Here is an 18265-nt window from a genome sequence, read left to right as displayed (position 1 = left end):
CTCAGTCCCCGGAGTGGGGCGCCCGGAAATCGGGCGCCCCACTGTTTGCGTTCCCGCTGACCCCGGCCGAGGCACCCGCCGCCCCCCACGGGAACCATGAAGGCGCCTGTCGCAAACGGCTGGGATTGCGGGATCTGCGACGACCCGGCCGATGTCCCGGCCCATGGACCCGGTTCAGCCGAGCATGGGTTTCCCCGCGACATAGGTCTGCGCGATGGCGCGGTCGTCGCCGAGGATCTGCAGGATGAACAGCTCTTCAGCCAGGGTTTCGGCGCGGTCCATGCGCAGCGCCATCGCCGGCGTGGCGCGGCTGTCCAGCACCACCAGGTCGGCATCGCTGCCGGGGTCCAGCGTGCCGATCCGCTCGGCCATGCCGAGCGCCAGCGCATTGCCGCGCGTGACCCAATGGAAGGCGGCGAAGGGATGCAGTTTCTGTCCGCGCAGTTGCAGGATCTTGTAGCCCTCGTTCAGGGTTTGCAGCATGGAATAGCTGGTGCCGCCGCCGACATCGGTGGCGATGCCGCTGACCACGCCCGCCGCGCGCAAGCCCGCCTCGTCGAAAAGCCCCGAGCCGAGGAACAGGTTCGAGGTCGGGCAGAACACCGCCCGGCTGCCGGTCTCGGCCATGCGGGCGATCTCGCGCGGCTCCAGGTGGATGGAATGGCCGAGCAGCAGCTTGTCCGACAAGAGCCCGTAGGTCTCGTAGATGTCGAGATAGTCGCGCGCCTGCGGATAGAGGCTGAGGGTGAAGGCGATCTCGTCGCGGTTCTCGGACAGATGCGTCTGGATGTGGCAGTCGGGATGCTCGCGCACCAGTTGCCCGGTCATCTGCATCTGTTCGGGCGTCGAGGTGATGGCGAAGCGCGGGGTGATGGCATAGCGCTGGCGGCCCCGGCCGTGCCATTTCTCGATGAGCCGCTTGCTGTCGTCATAGCCCTGCTGCGGCGTGTCCAGCACCGCCTCGGGGGCGTTGCGGTCCATCATCACCTTGCCGGCGATCATCGCCATGCCCCGCGCCTCGGCGGCCGAGAACAGCGCCTCGGCCGATTGCGGATGCACCGAGCAGAAGGCGACGGCGGTGGTCGTGCCGTGCTGGAGGAGCAGGTCGAGGAACTTTTCGGCCATCAGCGGCGCATGGCCCTGTTGGGCAAAACGCGATTCCTCGGGGAAGGTATAGGTGTTGAGCCAGTCGAGAAGCTGCGCCCCCCAGCTGGCGATCACCTGCACCTGCGGGAAATGGATATGGGTGTCGATGAAGCCCGGCAGGATCAGGTGCGGCCGGTGGTCGATTTCCGGCAGGCCCGGCTCGTGCAGCGCGGCATAGTCGCCGATGGCGACGATCTTGCCGTCTTGGGTGATGATGGCGCCGTCCTCGTGATAGGTGAAGGCGTTCTCGACCTCGACCGGGTCGGCGTGGAAGGAGAGCGTGCGCCCCCGGATCAGCTGTCGCATGAGTATTTTTCGAACGGTGAAACGGTTTCGGTCAGCCGGCCGATGATCTCGGCGGCGGTGAAGGCGGCGATGACCTCGGGGCGCTTGTCGCGCGACCAGCCGGCGCCGATGGGGCAGGTCAGCCGGTCGGTGTCGAGCCCCTGGGCGCGGGCGAAGCGGCGGAACTGCACCAGCTTCGTCTTGCTGCCGATCATGCCGATATAGGGCGCGTCCATGCGGCGCAGAGCCTCGGCGGCGAGCAGGAAGTCCAGCGCATGGTCATGGGTGACGATGATATGGCTGGTGCCGAAGGGCGCTTGCCGGATCTCGGCCTCGGGCAGCGGCGTCAGGCGGGTCTCGCCGGTCGCTTGCGCCAGTTCGCCGGCGCGCTGGTCGATCAGGACCGGGCGCAAGGGCAGCAATGCCAGCGCCTTGGCAAGCGCCCGGCCGACATGGCCGGCGCCGAAGATCAGCACCTGCGGATGCTCGGGGCCGGCGGGGGCCTCGGCCACGCGGGTCAGGGTAAGCTCGACCCGGCCGCCGCAGCATTGGCCGATCTCGGGGCCCAGCGGCACGTCCATCATGGCCTGCGCCTCGCCGCGCGCCAGCATCTGCCGGGCGCGGTCGATGGCCATGTATTCCAGCTGGCCGCCGCCGATGGTGCCGCTGAGCCCCTCGGGGGCGACGAACATCGCCGCCCCCTTTTCGCGCGGGGAGGAGCCGCGCGTGCGGGTGATCTCGACCCGGATCATGGCCGCAGCCGCTCGATGGCCATCAGCACGCGCTCGGGGGTGGCGGGCGCGTCGATGCGCGGGTTCTCGGCATAGCCGTTGAACGAAGCGACGGCCATGTTCAGCGCCTGGAAGACCGAGATGCCCAGCATGAAGGGCGGCTCGCCCACGGCCTTGGATCGCTTGATCGTCGCCTCGCGGTTCACCGACCAGTCGGCCAGGTCGACGTTGAAGACCTTGGGCCGGTCGGAGGCCAGCGGGATCTTGTAGGTCGAGGGCGCATGGGTGCGCAGCCGGCCCTTGTCGTCCCACCACAGTTCCTCGCTGGTCAGCCAGCCGGTGCCCTGCACGAAGGCGCCCTCGACCTGGCCCTTGTCCAGCGCCGGGTTCAGGCTGCGGCCCACGTCATGCAGCACGTCGGCGCGCTCGATGACATATTCGCCGGTCAGCGTGTCGACCGAGACCTCGGAGCAGGCGGCGCCATAGGCGAAGTAATAGAACGGCCGGCCCTGCCCGGTATCGCGGTTCCAGTGGATCTTGGGCGTCTTGTAGAAGCCGGCGGCCGACAGCTGGATGCGTGCCAGATAGGCGGTCTTGACGAAATCCTCGAAGGGCATTTCCTCGGTGCCGATCTGCACCGTCTCGCCGATGCTGACCAGTTCCGGCGGCACGCCCCTGGCTTCTGCGGCGAATGCGGTCAGCCGCTCGATCAATTGCCGGCAGGCGTCCAGCGCCGCCATGCCGTTCAGGTCCGAGCCCGACGAGGCCGCGGTGGCCGAGGTGTTCGGCACCTTCTCGGTCGTGGTCTTGGTGATCTTGATGCGGTCGATGCTGACCCCCAGCGCCTCGGCCACCACTTGCGCGACCTTGGTGTTCAGGCCCTGGCCCATCTCGGTGCCGCCGTGGTTCAGGTGGATCGAGCCGTCCGAATAGATGTGGATCAGCGCACCGGCCTGGTTGTACCAGGTCGCGGTAAAGCTGATGCCGAACTTGACTGGGGTAAGCGCGATGCCCTTGCGGATCGCGCCGCCCTGTTCCTGCGCACGGGCGTTCCAGTCCAGCACGGCCTGGCGGCGGGCGTGGTAGTCGCTGCTGGCCTCCAGCTCCTCGAAGATGCGGGGCAGGATCTGGTCCTCGACCTCCTGGTGATAGGGGGTGAGCTGGCCGTTTTCGTAAAGGTTCAGCTTGCGGATCTCCAGCGGGTCGCGGCCAAGGGCATAGGCGATGTCCTCGACGATGCGCTCGGCCATGACCACGCCCTGCGGGCCGCCGAAGCCGCGGAAGGCGGTATTCGAGCAGGTGTTGGTCTTCATCGGATGGCTGCGCAGCTCGACCGCCGGGTAGTAATAGGCATTGTCGGCGTGAAACAGCGCCCGGTCGGTCACCGGGCCCGAGAGATCCGAGGAAAAGCCGCAGCGGGCATAGAAATCGGCATCGACGGCGTGGATCTTGCCGGTTTCGTTATAGCCCGCCCGATAGTCGATGACGAAGTCGTGGCGCTTGCCGGTGATCGAGAAATCGTCGTCGCGGTCGGGGCGCAGCTTGACGGCGCGCTTGAGCTTCTTGGCCGCCAGCGCCGAGATGCAGGCGAACGGGTTCATCTGCGATTCCTTGCCGCCGAAGCCGCCGCCCATGCGCCGCACGTTCACCACCACGGCGTTCGAGGGCACGCCCAGCACATGGGCGACCATGTGCTGCACTTCGCTGGGATGCTGGGTCGAGACGTTGACGACGACCTCGTCGTCCTCGCCCGGGATCGAGAAGGCGATCTGGCTTTCCAGGTAGAAATGTTCCTGCCCGCCGACCGTCAGCCGGCCTTCGATGCGCCGGGGCGCGCGGTCCATCTCGGCCATGTCGCCGCGCTTGAGCTTCAGGGGCTTCGTCACATAGCCCATGCCGGCGTCGCGGGCCGAGATTGCATCGATGGCAAAGGGCAGTTCCTCGTATTCCACGCGGGCCAGTTGGCAGGCGCGGCGGGCCTGGTCGCGGGTCTCGGCCACCACGGCAAAGATCGGCTGGCCGTGGAACTGCACCTCGTCCTGGGCCAGCAGCGGCTCGTCGTGCAGTCCGGTGGGCGAGATGTCGTTATGGCCGGGAATGTCCGCGGCGGTCAGCACCAGATGCACGCCGGGGGCCTTGCGCACCGCGTCGAGGTCCATCCCGACGATGCGGCCATGCGCCACGGTCGAAAGCCCCAGATAGGCGTGCAGCGTGCCGACCGGCTCCAGCAGGTCGTCGGTATAGTCGGCCAGGCCGGTGACATGTTTCACGGCCGAATCGTGGATGATGGGCGTATGGGCGGCGCCCTTGACGAAAACGTCCTGTTTCATTCGACCCTCCTCAGGCGGTGGTCTGCGCCCTGCTGTTCAAGCCAGAAGCGGCGGAAGAAGTTGGCGGCGAGTTGCTGGCGATATTCCTTGCTGGCCCGCCAGTCGCTGAGCGGCTGGAAGTCGTTTGCGACCGCCCGCGCGGCGGCCTCGAAGGTCTCGGCGGTGAAGGGCTGGCCCTTCAGCGCCGCCTCGGCCTGGGTGGCGCGTTTCGGTGTCGCGGCCATGCCGCCGAATGCCACGCGCGCGTCGATGATCGTGGCGCCGTCGGTTTCCACCCGGAAGGCGGCGGCCGAGGCGGTGATATCGGCGTGATGGCGCTTGGAGACCTTGTAGGCGGCGATCCTGGCCTCGCCTTTCAGCGGCACGGTGATCGATTCCACGAACTCGCCGGGGCGGCGGTCCTGCTTGCCGTATTCGATGAAGTAGTCCTCGATGGGCAGTTCGCGTGCGCCCTCGGCGCTGCGCAGCCGCAGGCTCGCGCCAAGCGCGATCAGCAGCGGCGGCGTCTCGCCGATGGGCGAGCCGTTCGCCACGTTGCCGCCGATGGTGCCGGCGTTCCTGACCTGCCAGCCGCCGATGCGCAGCCAGTAATCCACCGCCTCGGGGAAATGCTCGCGCAGGAAGGGCTCGAATTCGGAATAGGTCACGCCGGCGCCGATGGTGATGTGGCCGGGGGCGATCTCGATCCTCTTGAGATCCTGCAGATGGCCGATGAACACGGCCGGAGAGATGTTGCGCAGGAATTTCGTCACCCACAGGCCCACGTCGGTCGCGCCCGCGACGATGGTGGCCTTGGGGTTCTCGGCCAGGACCTGCGCCAGGTCGGCGGCATCGGCCGGCAGGATGGCACGGTCATCGCCGCGCGCCACCTCGACGCGTTCGCGCGGAATGGCGTCGAGCGCGGCGGTGATGCGGTCGCGCTCGACCGTCAGCGCATCCATGTGTTGCCCGCCCGCCTCGCTGGCCGCGAAGGCCGCCTTCACGATCGGCTCGTAGCCGGTGCAGCGGCACAGGTTGCCTTGCAGCGCGGTCTCGATCGCCAGCATGTCGGGATGCGGATCGGACATCCACAGCCCGTAAAGCGCCATGACGAAGCCCGGCGTGCAAAAGCCGCACTGGCTGCCGTGATGCTCGACCATGGCGGCCTGGACCGGGTGCAGCCCGCCATCAGCGCCGCGCAGATGCTCGACAGTGACGACATGGCAGCCGTGGCACGAGGCCAGGAAGCGGATGCAGGCGTTGATCGGCTCGTAATGCAGCCGGCCCTGGTGCAGCCGGCCGACCAGCACGGTGCAGGCGCCGCAATCGCCCTCGGCGCAGCCCTCCTTGGTGCCGGTCAGGCGGCGATTGAGCCGCAGGAAGTCCAGAAGTGTGTCGCGCGAGCCCGCCTCGGTCAGGCTGATCTCGGTGTCGTTCAGAAGAAAGCGCAATTCGTGGCCCATTCGGTCCTCGCTCGCATGGCTGGGTATGGGAAAAGCCTAGATGCGAATTGCTCTTTGCGAAATCTCGGATTGAGCATAAGACTTTCAGCGATTCCTTGAAAGAGGCGGGTTGAAGCCATGCCATATCTTGAAAGTCTGCGGGTTTTCGTCCGCGTGGTCGAGCTGGGCTCGATCACCGCCGGCGGGCGCGACCTGCGCATGTCGCCGGCGGTCGCCTCGAACCGGATCAAGGATCTGGAGACGCGATACGGGGTGCGGCTGCTCAATCGCACCACGCGCAAGCTGGTGCCGACCGAGGTGGGGCGCGCCTTCTACGACAATGCCCGTCGGGTGATCGAGACGCTGGACGAGGCCGAGGCGGTGGTCTCGGGCTTTTCCGGCATGCCGCATGGCGCCTTGCGGGTGACGGCGCCGCTGGGCCTGGGGCGGCGGCTGATCGCGCCGCTGGTGCCGAAGTTCTGCGACGAATATCCGGGGGTCGAGGTGCGGCTGCGGCTGTCGGACCGCAACGTGGACATCATCGCGGACGGGATCGACCTGGCCTTCTTCCTGGGCGAGCCGCAGGATTCGGCGCTGAAATGGCGGCGGATCGCGGAATGCCGGCGGGTGCTGGTGGCGACCCCGGCCTATCTGGAGCAGCACGGCCGCCCCGAGCGTCCCGAGGACCTGACCGCGCATAACTGCCTGCTGCTGCGCTATCCGCGCAGCCCGGAATATTACTGGGTGCTGCAAACCCCCGAGGGGCCGCAGAAAATGCTGGTGAACGGCAAGTTCGACGCCGATGACGGCGACGTGCTCAGCGCCTGGGCGCTGGGGGGCAGGGGGATCGTCAACCGCCCGCGCTACGAGGTGGCCGAACATCTCGCCTCGGGGCGGCTGGTCGAGGTGCTGCCGGAATACCCGCCGACCCCTTCGCAATTCGGGGTGCTGACGCCGCATCGGCGCCTGCAGGATCCCAAGGTGCGGCTGTTTGCGGATTTCATCGCCCGCGAGGTGCGGGGGATGTTCGCCTGACAACCGGCGGACCGGCCGTGGCGGGGGTGAGGCCGTTCCCCTATCCGCGCAGGGCGGGTGCCGTCAGCGTGCCGTCGCCAGCGCCAGCCCGTCCACCACGGCGGTAAAGGCTTCCGAGCGGCGCAGCTGCGCGCCGGGGCAAAGCCGCAGCGCCTCTTCGGCGACCAGGCCCATCAGGCTGGAGCCGCCGACCAGGATCACGCTGCCGACCTGGGCCGGCGCGATCCCGGCCAGCCGCAGCGTCTCGGCGGCGGCCTCGCGCAGATCGGCGCGATAGCCCGACAGCGCCGCGTCCAGCGATGCGGGCGAGATCGGCGGCGCCAGCCCCGGCTCGACGAAGCCCATGGCGATTCGTGCGCCCTCGCCGGCATTGGCGGCGATCTTGCCGCGCTCGACGGCAAAGGCCAACTCATGGCCCAACTCTTCGTCCAGCACCGTGACAAGGCGCTCCATCGCGGCGCGGTCCACCGCCATGCGGGCCATGTCGGCGGCCATGCGCCGCGTCTCGGGGACGTACAGAAAGGGGATCTTCGCCCAGGTCGCCAGATCGACATAGATCGCATTCGGCACCGGCAAGAGCCCGGTGCCCATCGCGCGCCGCAGTTCCCCGCCATGGCCCAGCACCGGCATGGCATGGCTCAGCGAGACCTGCTGGTCGAAATCCGTGCCGCCCAGCCGGATGCCGTGATTGGCGAGGATCTGCAAGCCGTCGCCCCGGCTGCGGAAGGCCGAGAAATCCGAGGTGCCGCCGCCGATATCGACAATCAACCCGATCTCGCCCGCCCGGCCAAGGCCGTGGCTGGCCAGCGCCGCCGCCTCGGGCTCGGGCAGGAAGGCGACCTCGTCGAAGCCCGCCGCCAGATAGCAGCCGCGCAGGTCGGCCTGGGCCTGCGCGTCGCGCCCGGGGTCGTTCGAGTGGAAATGCACCGGCCGGCCGGAAAGCGCGCCGCGAAAACCTTGGCCCGTCGCCGCCTCGGCCCGCTCGCGCAGGGTGGTAAGGAAGGCGGCGACGATCTCGGCCAGCGTGCGGCGCTTGCCGGCGATCAGCCGCGATTCGTGGAAAAGCGCAGTGCCCAGCACGCTTTTCAGCGCCCGCATGTAGCGGCCCTCGGCCCCTTCGGTCAGTGCCTCGGCCGCCGCCGTGCCGATGCGCATGGCGCCGCCGCGCGCCGGAAAGAACACGGCGGTCGGCAGGGTCTCGGTTCCCGGCTCGATGGCGATGCGCCGCACCCGACCGTCCTGCAGGATCGCGGCGGCCGAGTTCGAGGTTCCGAAATCGATGGCGAGCATGTCGTTGCGCATTTCCGTGCCCCTGTCCGCAAAGGCCGGGCTGGTAGCCCTTTGCGCGGCAGGGTGCAAGCGGGGTCAGAGCATCCCGACCAGCGCCCGCGCGCCGGCAAGCCCGGCCGCCAGCGCCATGACGCCAAGCGCCAGGCCGCGATAGTGCCGCGCCTCCAGCCGCAGGAACAGCCGCCCGCCGACCCATGTGCCCGAGACCAGCAGGGGCAAAAGCGCGAGGCTGAGCCCCAGCGTGGCGAGGTCCACCGCCCCGGCGACCGCCAGTCCCGGCAGGGTGATGAGCGCCGAGACGAAGAAGAAGATCATCATCGAGGCGCGGGCGCGCGCGACCGGGGTGCCGCTGGCGACGAAATAGGCCACCGTGGGCGGGCCGGGCATCGCGGCAAGGCTGCCGAACAGGCCCGACAGCACCCCGGCGGCCAGCGTCACGCCGGGGCCCGGCGCCACGCGGCGCTGCGGCTGGCGCAGCATCATGCCAAGCCCGGCCAGCGAGATCGCCGCGATGGCGAGCCGCCCGGCATCGGGGTCGAACAGCGCCAGCGCCGCGATGCCGAAGGGCATCCCCAGCATCGAGCCCAGCGACAGCCGCAGCACGGCTGTGCGGTCATAGCTGCCGTGCAGGTGCAGCAGGTCGTGAAAGCCGATCATCACCTGCAGCAGGATGGTGCTGGCCACCGCCATGCGGGGCTCGATGATCAGCGACATCAGCGGCACCGCCGCCAGCGCGAAGCCAAAGCCGGTCAGGCCGCGCAGGATGGCTGCGCCGAAGACGGCCGCGGCGATGGGCAGGAACCAGAGCAGCATGTTCTCTTGCAGGCAGGTAAGGCGATCCCGCGCCTTGGGACACGGGGGAACGCGCCTGCCTTAGCCGGCGTGCCGGCCGGCGTCCAGACCGGGTCCGGCCGGCGGCCCGCATGGTGTGGCCCGATGGGAACGGGCCGGTCCTGCCCGGCCCCGTCCCTCGGCGATCAGGCGCGATGCGCCCGCCAATGGTCGATGCCGGCCTGCGCCACCGCCTGGTCCTGGGCCGGCGTGCCGGACGAGACGCCGATGCCGCCGACGGTCTGGCCGTCGTGATCGACCGGCAACCCGCCGCCCACCACCATCAGCCGCCCGCCGATGGCCGAGGAGATGCCCCAGGCCGGCGCGCCCGGCTGGCTGGCGGCGCCGTATTCATGCGTGGCCTTGCGCGCGGCCGCGGCGGTGAACGCCTTGTCGACGGCGATGGTGGCCGATGTCACCTTGCCGCCATCCATGCGCGAAAAGGCCAGAAGCTGGCCGCTTTCGTCGGTGACGGCGATGCACATGGGCACGCCGATCTCGCGGGCATGGGCCTCGGCGCCGGCGATCAGCAGGCGCGCATCCGCCTGGTCCAGTCGGGTGATGGTCAGCATGGTTCTTCCTCCTCCTAGTCGAAATCGTTCACTCGGCCGGTGCTGCGCCCGGGCCGGCGCCCTGCGGGTCGGGTTGGCGCAGGGCACCGCGATAGCTGGCCGGCGACAGGCGCAGCGCCAGGACGCAGACCGCCAGCACGGCGGCAAGGTGCATCGTCCAGCCGGGGGTGAAGCTGCCGGTCAGGTCGTGCAGCAGCGCCAGAAGCCAGGGCGGGATCGCGGCCAGCAGGAAGCCTCCGCCCTGCATCAGCGCCGCCAGCGCCCCGGCCTGCGCCGGATCGGGCAGGTGGTCCAGCGCCACGATCATCATCAGCGAAAAGCAGCCGCCAAGCCCGGCGCCCAGCAGGAAGGCGATGGGATAGGGCGCGGCCTCGGGGTGCAGGACCAGCATGGCGAAGCCCAGCACCTGCATCGCAAGGCAGATCCCCAGCCACGGCCGCCGGTCGCTGCCGCGGCTGGCCAGGACCGGCGTGACCAGCGCCGAGACGGCTTGTCCCACCGCCAGCACCGCCAGCAGCCCGCCGCTGGCGCCCGCCGACCAGCCCAGGTCCTGGAATGCGGGCGCAAGCCAGGCGACGGACGAGGAATAGCCGCCGTTGATCAACCCGAAGCAGGCCATCAGCAGCCAGACCCGCGGCAGGCGCAACCAGCGCCACAGTCCCTGCCCGCTGCCCTGCGGCTTGCGCGGCTCGCGCGGCAGGGCCAGCGCGATCAGCAGCGCGGTCAGTGCGGCGGGCAGGGCCAGCCAGCCAAGCGCCAGCCGCCAGCTTCCCGACCAGGCGGCGATCAGCGGCGCGGCCTGCGCGCCGAAGGCGCCGCCGCCCATCATCATCGCGGCGTAAAGCCCCATGGCCAGGTTGATGCCGCGCGGGAACTCGCGCTTGATGATGGTGGGAAACACCGCCTGCACCACCGCCGCGCCCACGCCCAGCAGCACGGCCGAGCCCAGCATGTCCAGCGCCGAATGCGCCCCGAGCCGCAGGCCCGAGCCCAGGCTCAGCACCAGCAGCGCCAGCACGGCGGCGCGTTTCGCGCCCAGCCGTGCTTGGATCGCCGGCCCGAGAAAGGCCCCGGCCCCCATCAGCAGGATCGGCAGCAGCGTCAGGGCCGACAGGCCCTGCATGGAAAGGCCGGTTTCGGCCGAGATCGGCGTCGCGACGGGGCCGACCCCGGTCAGGAACGGCCGCAGCGCCAGCCCGACCATGGCCACCACGGCCAGCATCAGCGGCTGCCTGTTCGCCTTCACGCCCGCTCCTGCCGTGCTTTCCAGTCGGCATAAAGATCGCCGGCGCCCTCGGGCCGCACGGGCAGGTGGCGGATGGCGATGGATTGCTGGTCAAGGGGCCTGGCCAGTTCCTCGTAAAGCGCGGCCGTGGACAGGCCGTAGGGCGCGCCGTCCTGGTTCGAATAGGCGTAATGCACCTTGGTCACGCCGGCCAGCCGCATGGCCGCCAGGCACATGGGACAGGGCTGGCCGCTGGCATGGACCACGCAGCCCGAAAGATCGGGCGAGCCCAGCCGCAGCGCGGCGGCACGCAGCGCCACCAGTTCGGCATGGGCGGTCGGGTCATGGGTGGCGGCGGTTTCGTTGACGCCGGTGGCCAGCACCTCGCCGTCCCGCACCACCACCGCGCCAAAAGGCCGGCCGCCGGCCTGCACGTTGCGATGCGCCAGCATCACCGCCTGCTCCAGATAGTGCTTCGCCTGATCGGACATCGCCCCTCACTTCACCTTGCGCCGGCGGCGACCAGCCGCGCCGCGATCGCGTCGAACCCCATGCGGCGGGCATGGGCCAGCGGCGAGACCCCCTCGCCATCGGGCAGGTTCACATCGGCGCCCCCTGCGATCAGCAGATCGACGATCTGCTGCTGGCGTGGGCCACCGTCGCTCAGGATGATCGCCTCCAGCAGCGCGGTCCAGCCCAGCCGGTTGACGTGATCGACATCGACGCCGGCTTCGATCAGGCGGCGGACGGTCTCGACATGGCCGCGCTCGGCCGCCGGGATCAGCGCCGTGCCGCCGAAGCGGTTGGTGCTGGCCAGATCGGCGCCATGCGCCAGCGACAGTTCAAGGATTTCCAGATGCCCGCGCGCCCCGGCATAGAGATAGGGGCTGTCGTGGATGGCATCCCTGGCGTTCACGTCGGCACCGGCCTCGATCAGCGCCCGCGCCGCCTCGACCCGGTCGGCATAGGTCGCCACCAGCAGCGGCGTGCGCCCCTTTGCGTCGCGCAGGTCCACGGGCGCTCCACGCGCCAGAAGCGTGCGGATGGCCGAGGCATCGCCATCGGCGGCGGCGGTGAACAGGGCGGTCTCGTGCATGGTCTGCGCCTGGCCGGGCAAGGGGCCGGACAAGCCCAGGAAGAATGCGAAAAGGATCGCCGATAGCCTGCGCATGACCTGCCTTGCTGCTGCGATCCGGCCCGGCGGCGCGGCCCGCACACCAGGGAAAGGATCGGTCCGACGCAGGCTATCGCGGCAATGCGGCAGAAATAATCCACGATATTTATATACTGTTTCAATATTTCATGTAGAAATATGGGTAAAACCGAGGCGGAGGGCTTGCAGGACGCCGCCTGCTCTCTTATCGGCGGATGGCCGCGGATATGCGCGGCTTCCCCGCAGGCCATGGACTATACGCCGGACGCGCATTGTGGCTTGATGGATCAATCTGAAATTGCCGGAGACGCGCGATGGCATCCGTTCTCATCAACCTTCTGATCTTTGCCGCGCTGATTGTCGTGCTGGTCCGCCTTCAGGGCGGGCAGCTCTCGCTGTCGGTGCGGGTCTTCATCGCCCTGATCCTGGGCACGCTGTTCGGGATCGGGCTGCAACTCGTCCATGGCAACGGCTCGCCGGTGCTGCAGACCACGATCGACTGGATCAACGTGGCCGGCAACGGCTATGTGCAGCTGTTGCAGATGGTGGTGATGCCGCTGGTCTTCGCGGCGATCCTCAGCGCGGTGGCGCGGCTGCACGACGCTTCGGCGCTTGGCCGGATTTCGGTGCTGACGCTGGGCACGCTGCTCATCACCACCGCTATTGCGGCCTTCGTGGGCGTGGTGATGTCGCTGGCCTTCGGCCTGACCGCCGAGGGACTGGCCCAGGGCGCGGCCGAGACCGCCCGGCTGACCACGCTGGAGACCAGCTATGCCCCCCGGGTCGCCGACCTGACGGTGCCGCAGCTGCTCTTGTCCTTCATCCCGAAGAACCCCTTCGCCGACCTGACCGGGGCCAACCCGACCTCGATCATCGCGGTGGTGGTCTTTGCCGCCTTCCTGGGCGTCGCGGCCATCCGCCTGCTGCGCCGCGATCCCGAAAAGGGCCGCAGCCTGCTGGGCCTGATCGACATCCTGCAAGCCTGGATCAGCCAACTGGTGCGGCTGATCATGGTGCTGACCCCCTATGGCGTCATGGCGCTGATGACCAAGATGGCGGCGACCTCGAACGCGGCCGACATCCTGAACCTGGGCAAGTTCGTCGTCGCCTCCTATCTGGGGCTGGCGATCATGTTCGTGGTCCATGCCGTGCTGCTGAGCCTGACCGGGGTGAACCCGCTGACCTTCTTCCGCAAGATCGTCCCGGCGCTGACCTTCGCCTTCTCCAGCCGCTCCAGCGCCGCGACCATCCCGCTCAATGTCGAGATCCAGACCCGCCGGCTGGGCGTGCCGCAGACCATCGCCTCGTTCTCGGCCTCCTTCGGGGCGACCATCGGCCAGAACGGCTGTGCCGGGCTCTATCCGGCGATGCTGGCGGTGATGGTGGCGCCGACGGTCGGCATCAACCCGCTGGACCCGGCCTGGATCATGACGCTCTTGGCCATCGTCACGCTGTCCTCGGCCGGGGTCGCGGGCGTGGGCGGGGGCGCGACCATGGCGGCACTGATCGTGCTGCCGGCCATGGGCCTGCCGGTGACGCTGGTGGCGCTGCTGATCTCGGTCGAGCCGCTGATCGACATGGGCCGCACGGCGCTGAACGTCTCGGGCTCGATGACGGCGGGCACCGTCACCTCGCAGATCCTCGGCCAGACCGACAAGGCGGTCCTGCAAAGCCGCGAAGAGCGCAGCCTGCAAAACGCCTGACGACGCGCCCGGCGCCGCCCGTCCCGCGCGGCGCCGGCTTCTTCGTTCCCCAAATACTCATGCGGCGGCGCGCCCTGTCGCCGCCTCAGCCGAATGCGTCCCGCACCGGGCTTTGCGACAGTGCCACCAGCTTCTCGCGCAGCCGCATCGCCAAGGGCGACAAGGGCCGGCGCTTCAGGTCCAGCAGGTAATAGGGCGAGACGCGGATCTCATGCGGCACTTGTAGCACGGCGAAACCCGCCCCGACCGGCGGCCGGATCAGCAGTTCCGCCACCTCCTCGGACATCGGCGCCACGGCATCGCCCTGCGCCAGATAGGCGATGGTCAGAAGCAGCGAGGGACTGTTGACGATGTTTCTCGGCTCGGACAGCCCGACATCGGCAAAGGCCGCCAGCGCCGCCTCGCGGATCGGGGCGCCGCGTTGCTGCATGATCCATTCCTGGCCGGCAAGCTCGGTCAGCGTGACCGAGGGCGAGCGGCTCAGCGGATGGCTGGCCCGCACCAGGAAGGCCACCTTCTCGTCCCGCATCGGCAGGATGTTGAAATCCCGGCTGTCGAATTCCGGCAGGATGCGGGCCAGCACGAAATCCATCTCTCCGGCCGCAAGGTGCAGCAGCAATTCGCGCGAAGGCATGACATCGACGGTGATGTCGGCCTCGGGCGCGCCCTGCTTGATCTCGCGGATGGCCGAGACGAGGTAGCTGACCGCCGGCCCGGTCACCGCGCCCACGCGCAGCGCGCCGCCGAAACCCTCGCGCAGCGCCTGCACGTCCGAGGCCATGCTGGACATCTCGCGCAGGATGACGCGGGCGCGGCGCAGCACGGTGCGGCCGATCTCGGTCGGCTCCATGCCCTTGGGCTGGCGCAGGAACAGTTGCGCGCCGATCTGGTTCTCGATCTCGGCCAGCATGCGCGAGGCGGCGGGCTGGGTCATGCCGATCCGCTCGGCCGCCAATTGCAGCTGGCCGGTTTCGGCGATCTGCTGGATCAGCCGCAATTGGGCGGGTTTCAGCATCAGGCGGGCGGGCGGGAATGGCATGACGATTCTGATATGCAAATTGCAAGCGATGTAATTTTACCATCATGTCCTTTCATGGCTAGATCAAGCCCGACCGTCAGGAGGGGACGGGGATGCGGCCGCGCCGCGGGCCCATTCCCCGCGTCCTGACCGATCGCTGAGGGGGGCTGCCATGTTTCTGTCGCAACTTTTTCTGCCGGATGGCGGCCGTGCGGTGGCCTTGCGTGACGGCGATGCCGCGCATCTGGTTCCGGGCGTGGACAGCACCCGCGCCCTGGCGCTGGCCGCCATCGCCGCCGGGCGCGGGCTGGCCGACGAGGCGGCGCGCCGCGGCCAAGGCGCGGCGGTGGACCTGGCCGCCGCGCTTGCCGAGGGGCGGGTTCTGCCGCCCGTGGACCATCCCGACCCGGCGCATCTGCATCTGACCGGCACCGGGCTGACGCATCTGGGCTCGGCCGCGACGCGGGATGCGATGCACGGCGCGCCCGATGCCGGCGAGCTGACCGACAGCATGAAGATGTTCCGCATGGGGCTGGAGGGCGGCAAGCCGCGCCCGGGCGAGGTGGGCGTGCAGCCGGAATGGTTCTACAAGGGTAACGGCCATGCGGTGGCGGCGCCGGGCGCGGCGCTGGCCTCGCCCGCATTCGCGCTGGACGCGGGCGAGGAGCCCGAGATCGCCGGGCTCTACCTGATCGGCCCGGACGGCACGCCCTTTCGCCTGGGCTTTGCGCTTGGCAACGAGTTCTCGGACCATGTGACCGAGCGCGGCAACTACCTGTGGCTGGCGCATTCCAAGCTGCGGCCGGCCAGCTTCGGCCCCGAGATGCTGCTGGGCGATCTGCCGCAGCATGTCGAGGGCACCAGCCGCATCCTGCGCGACGGGGCGGTGCTTTGGGAAAGGCCCTTCCTGTCGGGCGAGGCGAACATGAGCCACAGCATCGCCAACCTGGAACGCCACCATTTCAAGTACCCGCTGTTCCGGCAGCCGGGCGATGTGCATGTGCATTTCTTCGGCACCGCCACGCTGTCCTTTGCCGACGGCATCCGCTGCCGGCCGGGCGACGTATTCCAGGTCGAGGCGCCGGCGCTCGGCCTGCCGCTGCAAAACCCGCTGGCGGCCGGGGCCGACCTGCCGGGCCGCATCGAGGTGCTGTGATGACGCGACCCTTCACCCCCGCGCCCTGGCCGCGCAAGCTGCGCTCGCAGCATTGGTATGGCGGCAATTCGCGCGACACGATCTATCATCGAGGATGGTTGAAGAACCAGGGCTATCCCCATGATCTGTTTGACGGAAGGCCGGTGATCGGCATCCTGAACACCTGGTCGGACCTGACGCCCTGCAACGGCCATCTGCGCGAACTGGCCGAGAAGGTGAAGGCGGGCGTCTGGGAGGCCGGAGGCTTTCCGCTGGAGGTGCCGGTGTTTTCGGCCAGCGAGAACAGCTATCGCCCGACCGCGATGATGTATCGCAACCTTGCCGCCATGGCGGTCGAGGAGGCGATGCGCGGCCAGCCCATCGACGGCGCCGTGCTGCTGGTCGGCTGCGACAAGACCACGCCCAGCCTGCTGATGGGGGCGGCCTCGACCGACATCCCCTCGATCGTCGTTACCGGCGGGCCGATGCTGAACGGCTGGTTCCGGGGCGAGCGCATCGGCTCGGGCACGCATCTGTGGAAATTCTCCGAGGCCGTGAAGGCGGGAGAGATGACGCAGGCCGAGTTCCTCGAGGCCGAGGCGAGCATGTCGCGGTCCTCGGGCACCTGCAACACCATGGGCACCGCCTCGACCATGGCCAGCATGGCCGAGGCGCTGGGGATGGCGCTGTCGGGCAATGCCGCGATCCCGGCGGTCGACTCGCGCCGCCGCGTCATGGCGCAGTTGACCGGCCGGCGCATCGTGCAGATGGTCAGGGACGACCTGAAGCCCAGCGACATCCTGACCCGCGCCGCCTTCGGGAATGCGATCCGCACCAACGGCGCCATCGGCGGCTCGACCAATGCGGTGATCCACCTGCTGGCCCTGGCGGGCCGGGTCGGGGTCGACCTGACGCTGGACGACTGGGACCGGCTGGGCCGCGACGTGCCGACCATCGTGAACCTGATGCCCTCGGGCCGGTATCTGATGGAAGAATTCTTCTATGCCGGTGGATTGCCGGCGGTTCTTCAGAGATTGGGAGAGGCCGGGCTGCTCGATCGCGAGGCGCTGACCGTCTCGGGCCGCACGATCTGGGAAGAGGTGCGCGAGGCCCGGAACTGGAACGAGGACGTGATCCTGCCCGCCGACCGGCCGCTGACCGAACAGGGCGGCATCGCGGTGCTGCGCGGCAACCTGGCGCCGGGCGGGGCGGTGCTGAAGCCCTCGGCCGCCAGCCCGCATCTGCTGGTGCATCGCGGCCGCGCGGTGGTCTTCGAGGATATCGACGATTACAAGGCCCGCATCGAGGACGAGGCGCTGGACATCGACGAGACCTGCATCATGGTGCTGAAGATGTGCGGCCCGCGCGGCTATCCGGGCATGGCCGAGGTCGGCAACATGGGCCTGCCGCCCAAGGTGCTGAGGAAGGGCATCACCGACATGGTGCGCATCTCGGACGCGCGCATGTCGGGCACCGCCTATGGCACCGTGGTGCTGCATGCCTCGCCCGAGGCGGCGCGGGGCGGGCCGCTGGCCGTGGTGCGCGACGGCGACATGATCGAGCTGGACGTGCCGAACCGGCGGCTGCACCTGGACGTGCCGGAGACCGAGATCGCCCGCCGCCTCGCCGATTGGCGGAACCCGGCGCCGAGGCCGCCCGGCGGCTATGCGCAGCTGTTCCACGACCATGTCGAGGGGGCCGAGACCGGGGCGGATTTCGACTTCCTGCGCGGCTGCCGCGGCCGCGAGGTCGGAAAGGACAGCCACTGATGCGGATCGCGCTTGCCGGTATCGGAAAGATCGCGCTGGACCAGCATGTTCCGGCCATTTCCTCATCCCCGGACTGGGCGCTTGCGGCCACCGTCTCGCGCCATGGCGGTCTCGAGGGCGTGGAGAACTTTGCCCGTATCGACCAGATGCTGGCGGCCCGGCCCGACATTTCCGTGATCTCGCTCTGCCTGCCGCCGGTGCCGCGTTTCGCCATGGCCCAGGCGGCGCTGCGGGCGGGCCGCCATGTTATGCTGGAAAAGCCGCCCGGTGCAACGCTGGCCGAGGTGCATGTCCTGCGCGATCTGGCGCGCGCGCAGGGGGTCAGCCTCTATGCCACCTGGCATTCGCGCGAGGCGCAGGCGGTGGCGGCCGCCAGGGCGTGGCTGGCCGGCCGCGTGATCCACGAGGGTCGCATCACCTGGCGCGAGGACGTGCGGGTCTGGCATCCCGGCCAGGATTGGATCTTCGAGGCCGGTGGCATGGGCGTCTTCGATCCCGGCATCAACGCGCTGTCGATCCTGACCGAGATCCTGCCCGAGCCGGTGCATGTCGCCGAGGCCGAGCTGGATTTCCCCGAGAACCGCCAGGCCCCCATCGCCGCGCGGCTGAGCCTGTCGCATG

The 18265-nt window shown here is 69.2% G+C and carries 16 protein-coding genes; 5 read left to right on the top strand and 11 right to left on the bottom strand.

Annotated features, from left to right (window positions below; all coding sequences use genetic code 11):
- Positions 1–174: 174 nt before the first annotated feature.
- Genes guaD through xdhA form a run of 4 tightly spaced genes read right to left on the bottom strand, consistent with a single transcriptional unit; the run spans position 175 to position 5934 of the window.
- Entirely contained in the window at positions 175–1452 is a 1278-nt protein-coding gene (guaD, locus tag QPR87_RS21110; protein ID WP_285051244.1) for a guanine deaminase, read from the bottom strand.
- Complete coding sequence (xdhC, locus tag QPR87_RS21105; protein ID WP_011750488.1) at positions 1440–2183, bottom strand: xanthine dehydrogenase accessory protein XdhC; 744 nt, start codon at positions 2181–2183, stop codon at positions 1440–1442. The genes guaD and xdhC overlap by 13 nt, the downstream gene beginning before the upstream one ends.
- Complete coding sequence (gene xdhB, locus QPR87_RS21100; RefSeq protein WP_285051243.1) at positions 2180–4492, bottom strand: xanthine dehydrogenase molybdopterin binding subunit; 2313 nt, start codon at positions 4490–4492, stop codon at positions 2180–2182. The genes xdhC and xdhB overlap by 4 nt, the downstream gene beginning before the upstream one ends.
- Complete coding sequence (gene xdhA, locus QPR87_RS21095) at positions 4489–5934, bottom strand: xanthine dehydrogenase small subunit (protein WP_230999944.1); 1446 nt, start codon at positions 5932–5934, stop codon at positions 4489–4491. Before xdhA ends, xdhB begins: the two co-directional genes overlap by 4 nt.
- 117 nt (positions 5935–6051) lie before the next feature.
- Between xdhA and QPR87_RS21090 the strand changes: the two genes are divergently transcribed.
- Entirely contained in the window at positions 6052–6948 is an 897-nt protein-coding gene (locus tag QPR87_RS21090) for a LysR family transcriptional regulator (RefSeq protein ID WP_011750485.1), read from the top strand.
- A gap of 63 nt (positions 6949–7011) precedes the next feature.
- Here QPR87_RS21090 and QPR87_RS21085 read toward each other — a convergent pair whose 3' ends face one another.
- From QPR87_RS21085 to QPR87_RS21060, 6 genes are all read right to left on the bottom strand, one after another.
- Entirely contained in the window at positions 7012–8250 is a 1239-nt protein-coding gene (locus QPR87_RS21085) for an Hsp70 family protein (RefSeq protein WP_230999943.1), read from the bottom strand.
- Between the two features lie 63 nt (positions 8251–8313).
- Positions 8314–9051 carry a sulfite exporter TauE/SafE family protein gene (locus QPR87_RS21080; protein WP_285051242.1) on the bottom strand — a complete coding sequence of 246 codons (738 nt, stop codon included), beginning with the start codon at positions 9049–9051 and terminating at the stop codon, positions 8314–8316.
- A gap of 164 nt (positions 9052–9215) precedes the next feature.
- Positions 9216–9641, bottom strand: a complete 426-nt coding sequence (locus QPR87_RS21075; RefSeq protein WP_011750482.1) for a GlcG/HbpS family heme-binding protein — start codon at positions 9639–9641, stop codon at positions 9216–9218.
- 28 nt (positions 9642–9669) lie between these two features.
- The gene (locus QPR87_RS21070; RefSeq protein ID WP_285051241.1) at positions 9670–10887 is read right to left on the bottom strand and encodes a cyanate transporter; all 1218 of its coding nucleotides are present in this window, start codon (positions 10885–10887) and stop codon (positions 9670–9672) included.
- The gene (locus QPR87_RS21065) at positions 10884–11357 is read right to left on the bottom strand and encodes a nucleoside deaminase (RefSeq protein WP_285051240.1); all 474 of its coding nucleotides are present in this window, start codon (positions 11355–11357) and stop codon (positions 10884–10886) included. Before QPR87_RS21065 ends, QPR87_RS21070 begins: the two co-directional genes overlap by 4 nt.
- Positions 11358–11368: 11 nt before the next feature.
- Positions 11369–12037 carry an ankyrin repeat domain-containing protein gene (locus QPR87_RS21060; protein WP_285051239.1) on the bottom strand — a complete coding sequence of 223 codons (669 nt, stop codon included), beginning with the start codon at positions 12035–12037 and terminating at the stop codon, positions 11369–11371.
- 296 nt (positions 12038–12333) lie between these two features.
- On the opposite strand from QPR87_RS21060, the gene QPR87_RS21055 reads away from it, so the two are divergent.
- Positions 12334–13722, top strand: a complete 1389-nt coding sequence (locus QPR87_RS21055; RefSeq protein WP_011750478.1) for an L-cystine transporter — start codon at positions 12334–12336, stop codon at positions 13720–13722.
- 85 nt (positions 13723–13807) lie between these two features.
- On the opposite strand, the gene QPR87_RS21050 is transcribed toward QPR87_RS21055, so the two are convergent.
- Positions 13808–14761: a LysR family transcriptional regulator gene (locus QPR87_RS21050; RefSeq protein WP_285051238.1), complete on the bottom strand. Its 954-nt coding sequence runs from the start codon at positions 14759–14761 to the stop codon at positions 13808–13810.
- Positions 14762–14912: 151 nt separating this feature from the next.
- Between QPR87_RS21050 and araD1 the strand changes: the two genes are divergently transcribed.
- The 3 genes from araD1 to QPR87_RS21035 all read left to right on the top strand — a co-directional run.
- A complete protein-coding gene (araD1, locus tag QPR87_RS21045; RefSeq protein WP_285051237.1) occupies positions 14913–15896 on the top strand; it encodes an AraD1 family protein in 984 nt (327 codons plus the stop codon).
- Positions 15896–17644 (top strand): L-arabinonate dehydratase, encoded by a 1749-nt coding sequence (araD, locus tag QPR87_RS21040; RefSeq protein WP_285051236.1) that lies wholly within the window; start codon positions 15896–15898, stop codon positions 17642–17644. The genes araD1 and araD overlap by 1 nt, the downstream gene beginning before the upstream one ends.
- The coding region (locus QPR87_RS21035) for a Gfo/Idh/MocA family protein (RefSeq protein WP_285051235.1) at positions 17644–18265 on the top strand (622 nt) is incomplete at its 3' end. The genes araD and QPR87_RS21035, both read left to right, overlap by 1 nt.

Origin of the sequence: Paracoccus sp. SSJ, assembly GCF_030234105.1 — a bacterium.
In the GTDB taxonomy this organism is placed as follows: Bacteria; Pseudomonadota; Alphaproteobacteria; order Rhodobacterales; family Rhodobacteraceae; genus Paracoccus; species Paracoccus denitrificans.
The sequence above is the reverse complement of the archived record's forward strand: the minus strand, read 5'-3'. Positions and strand labels throughout refer to the sequence as shown.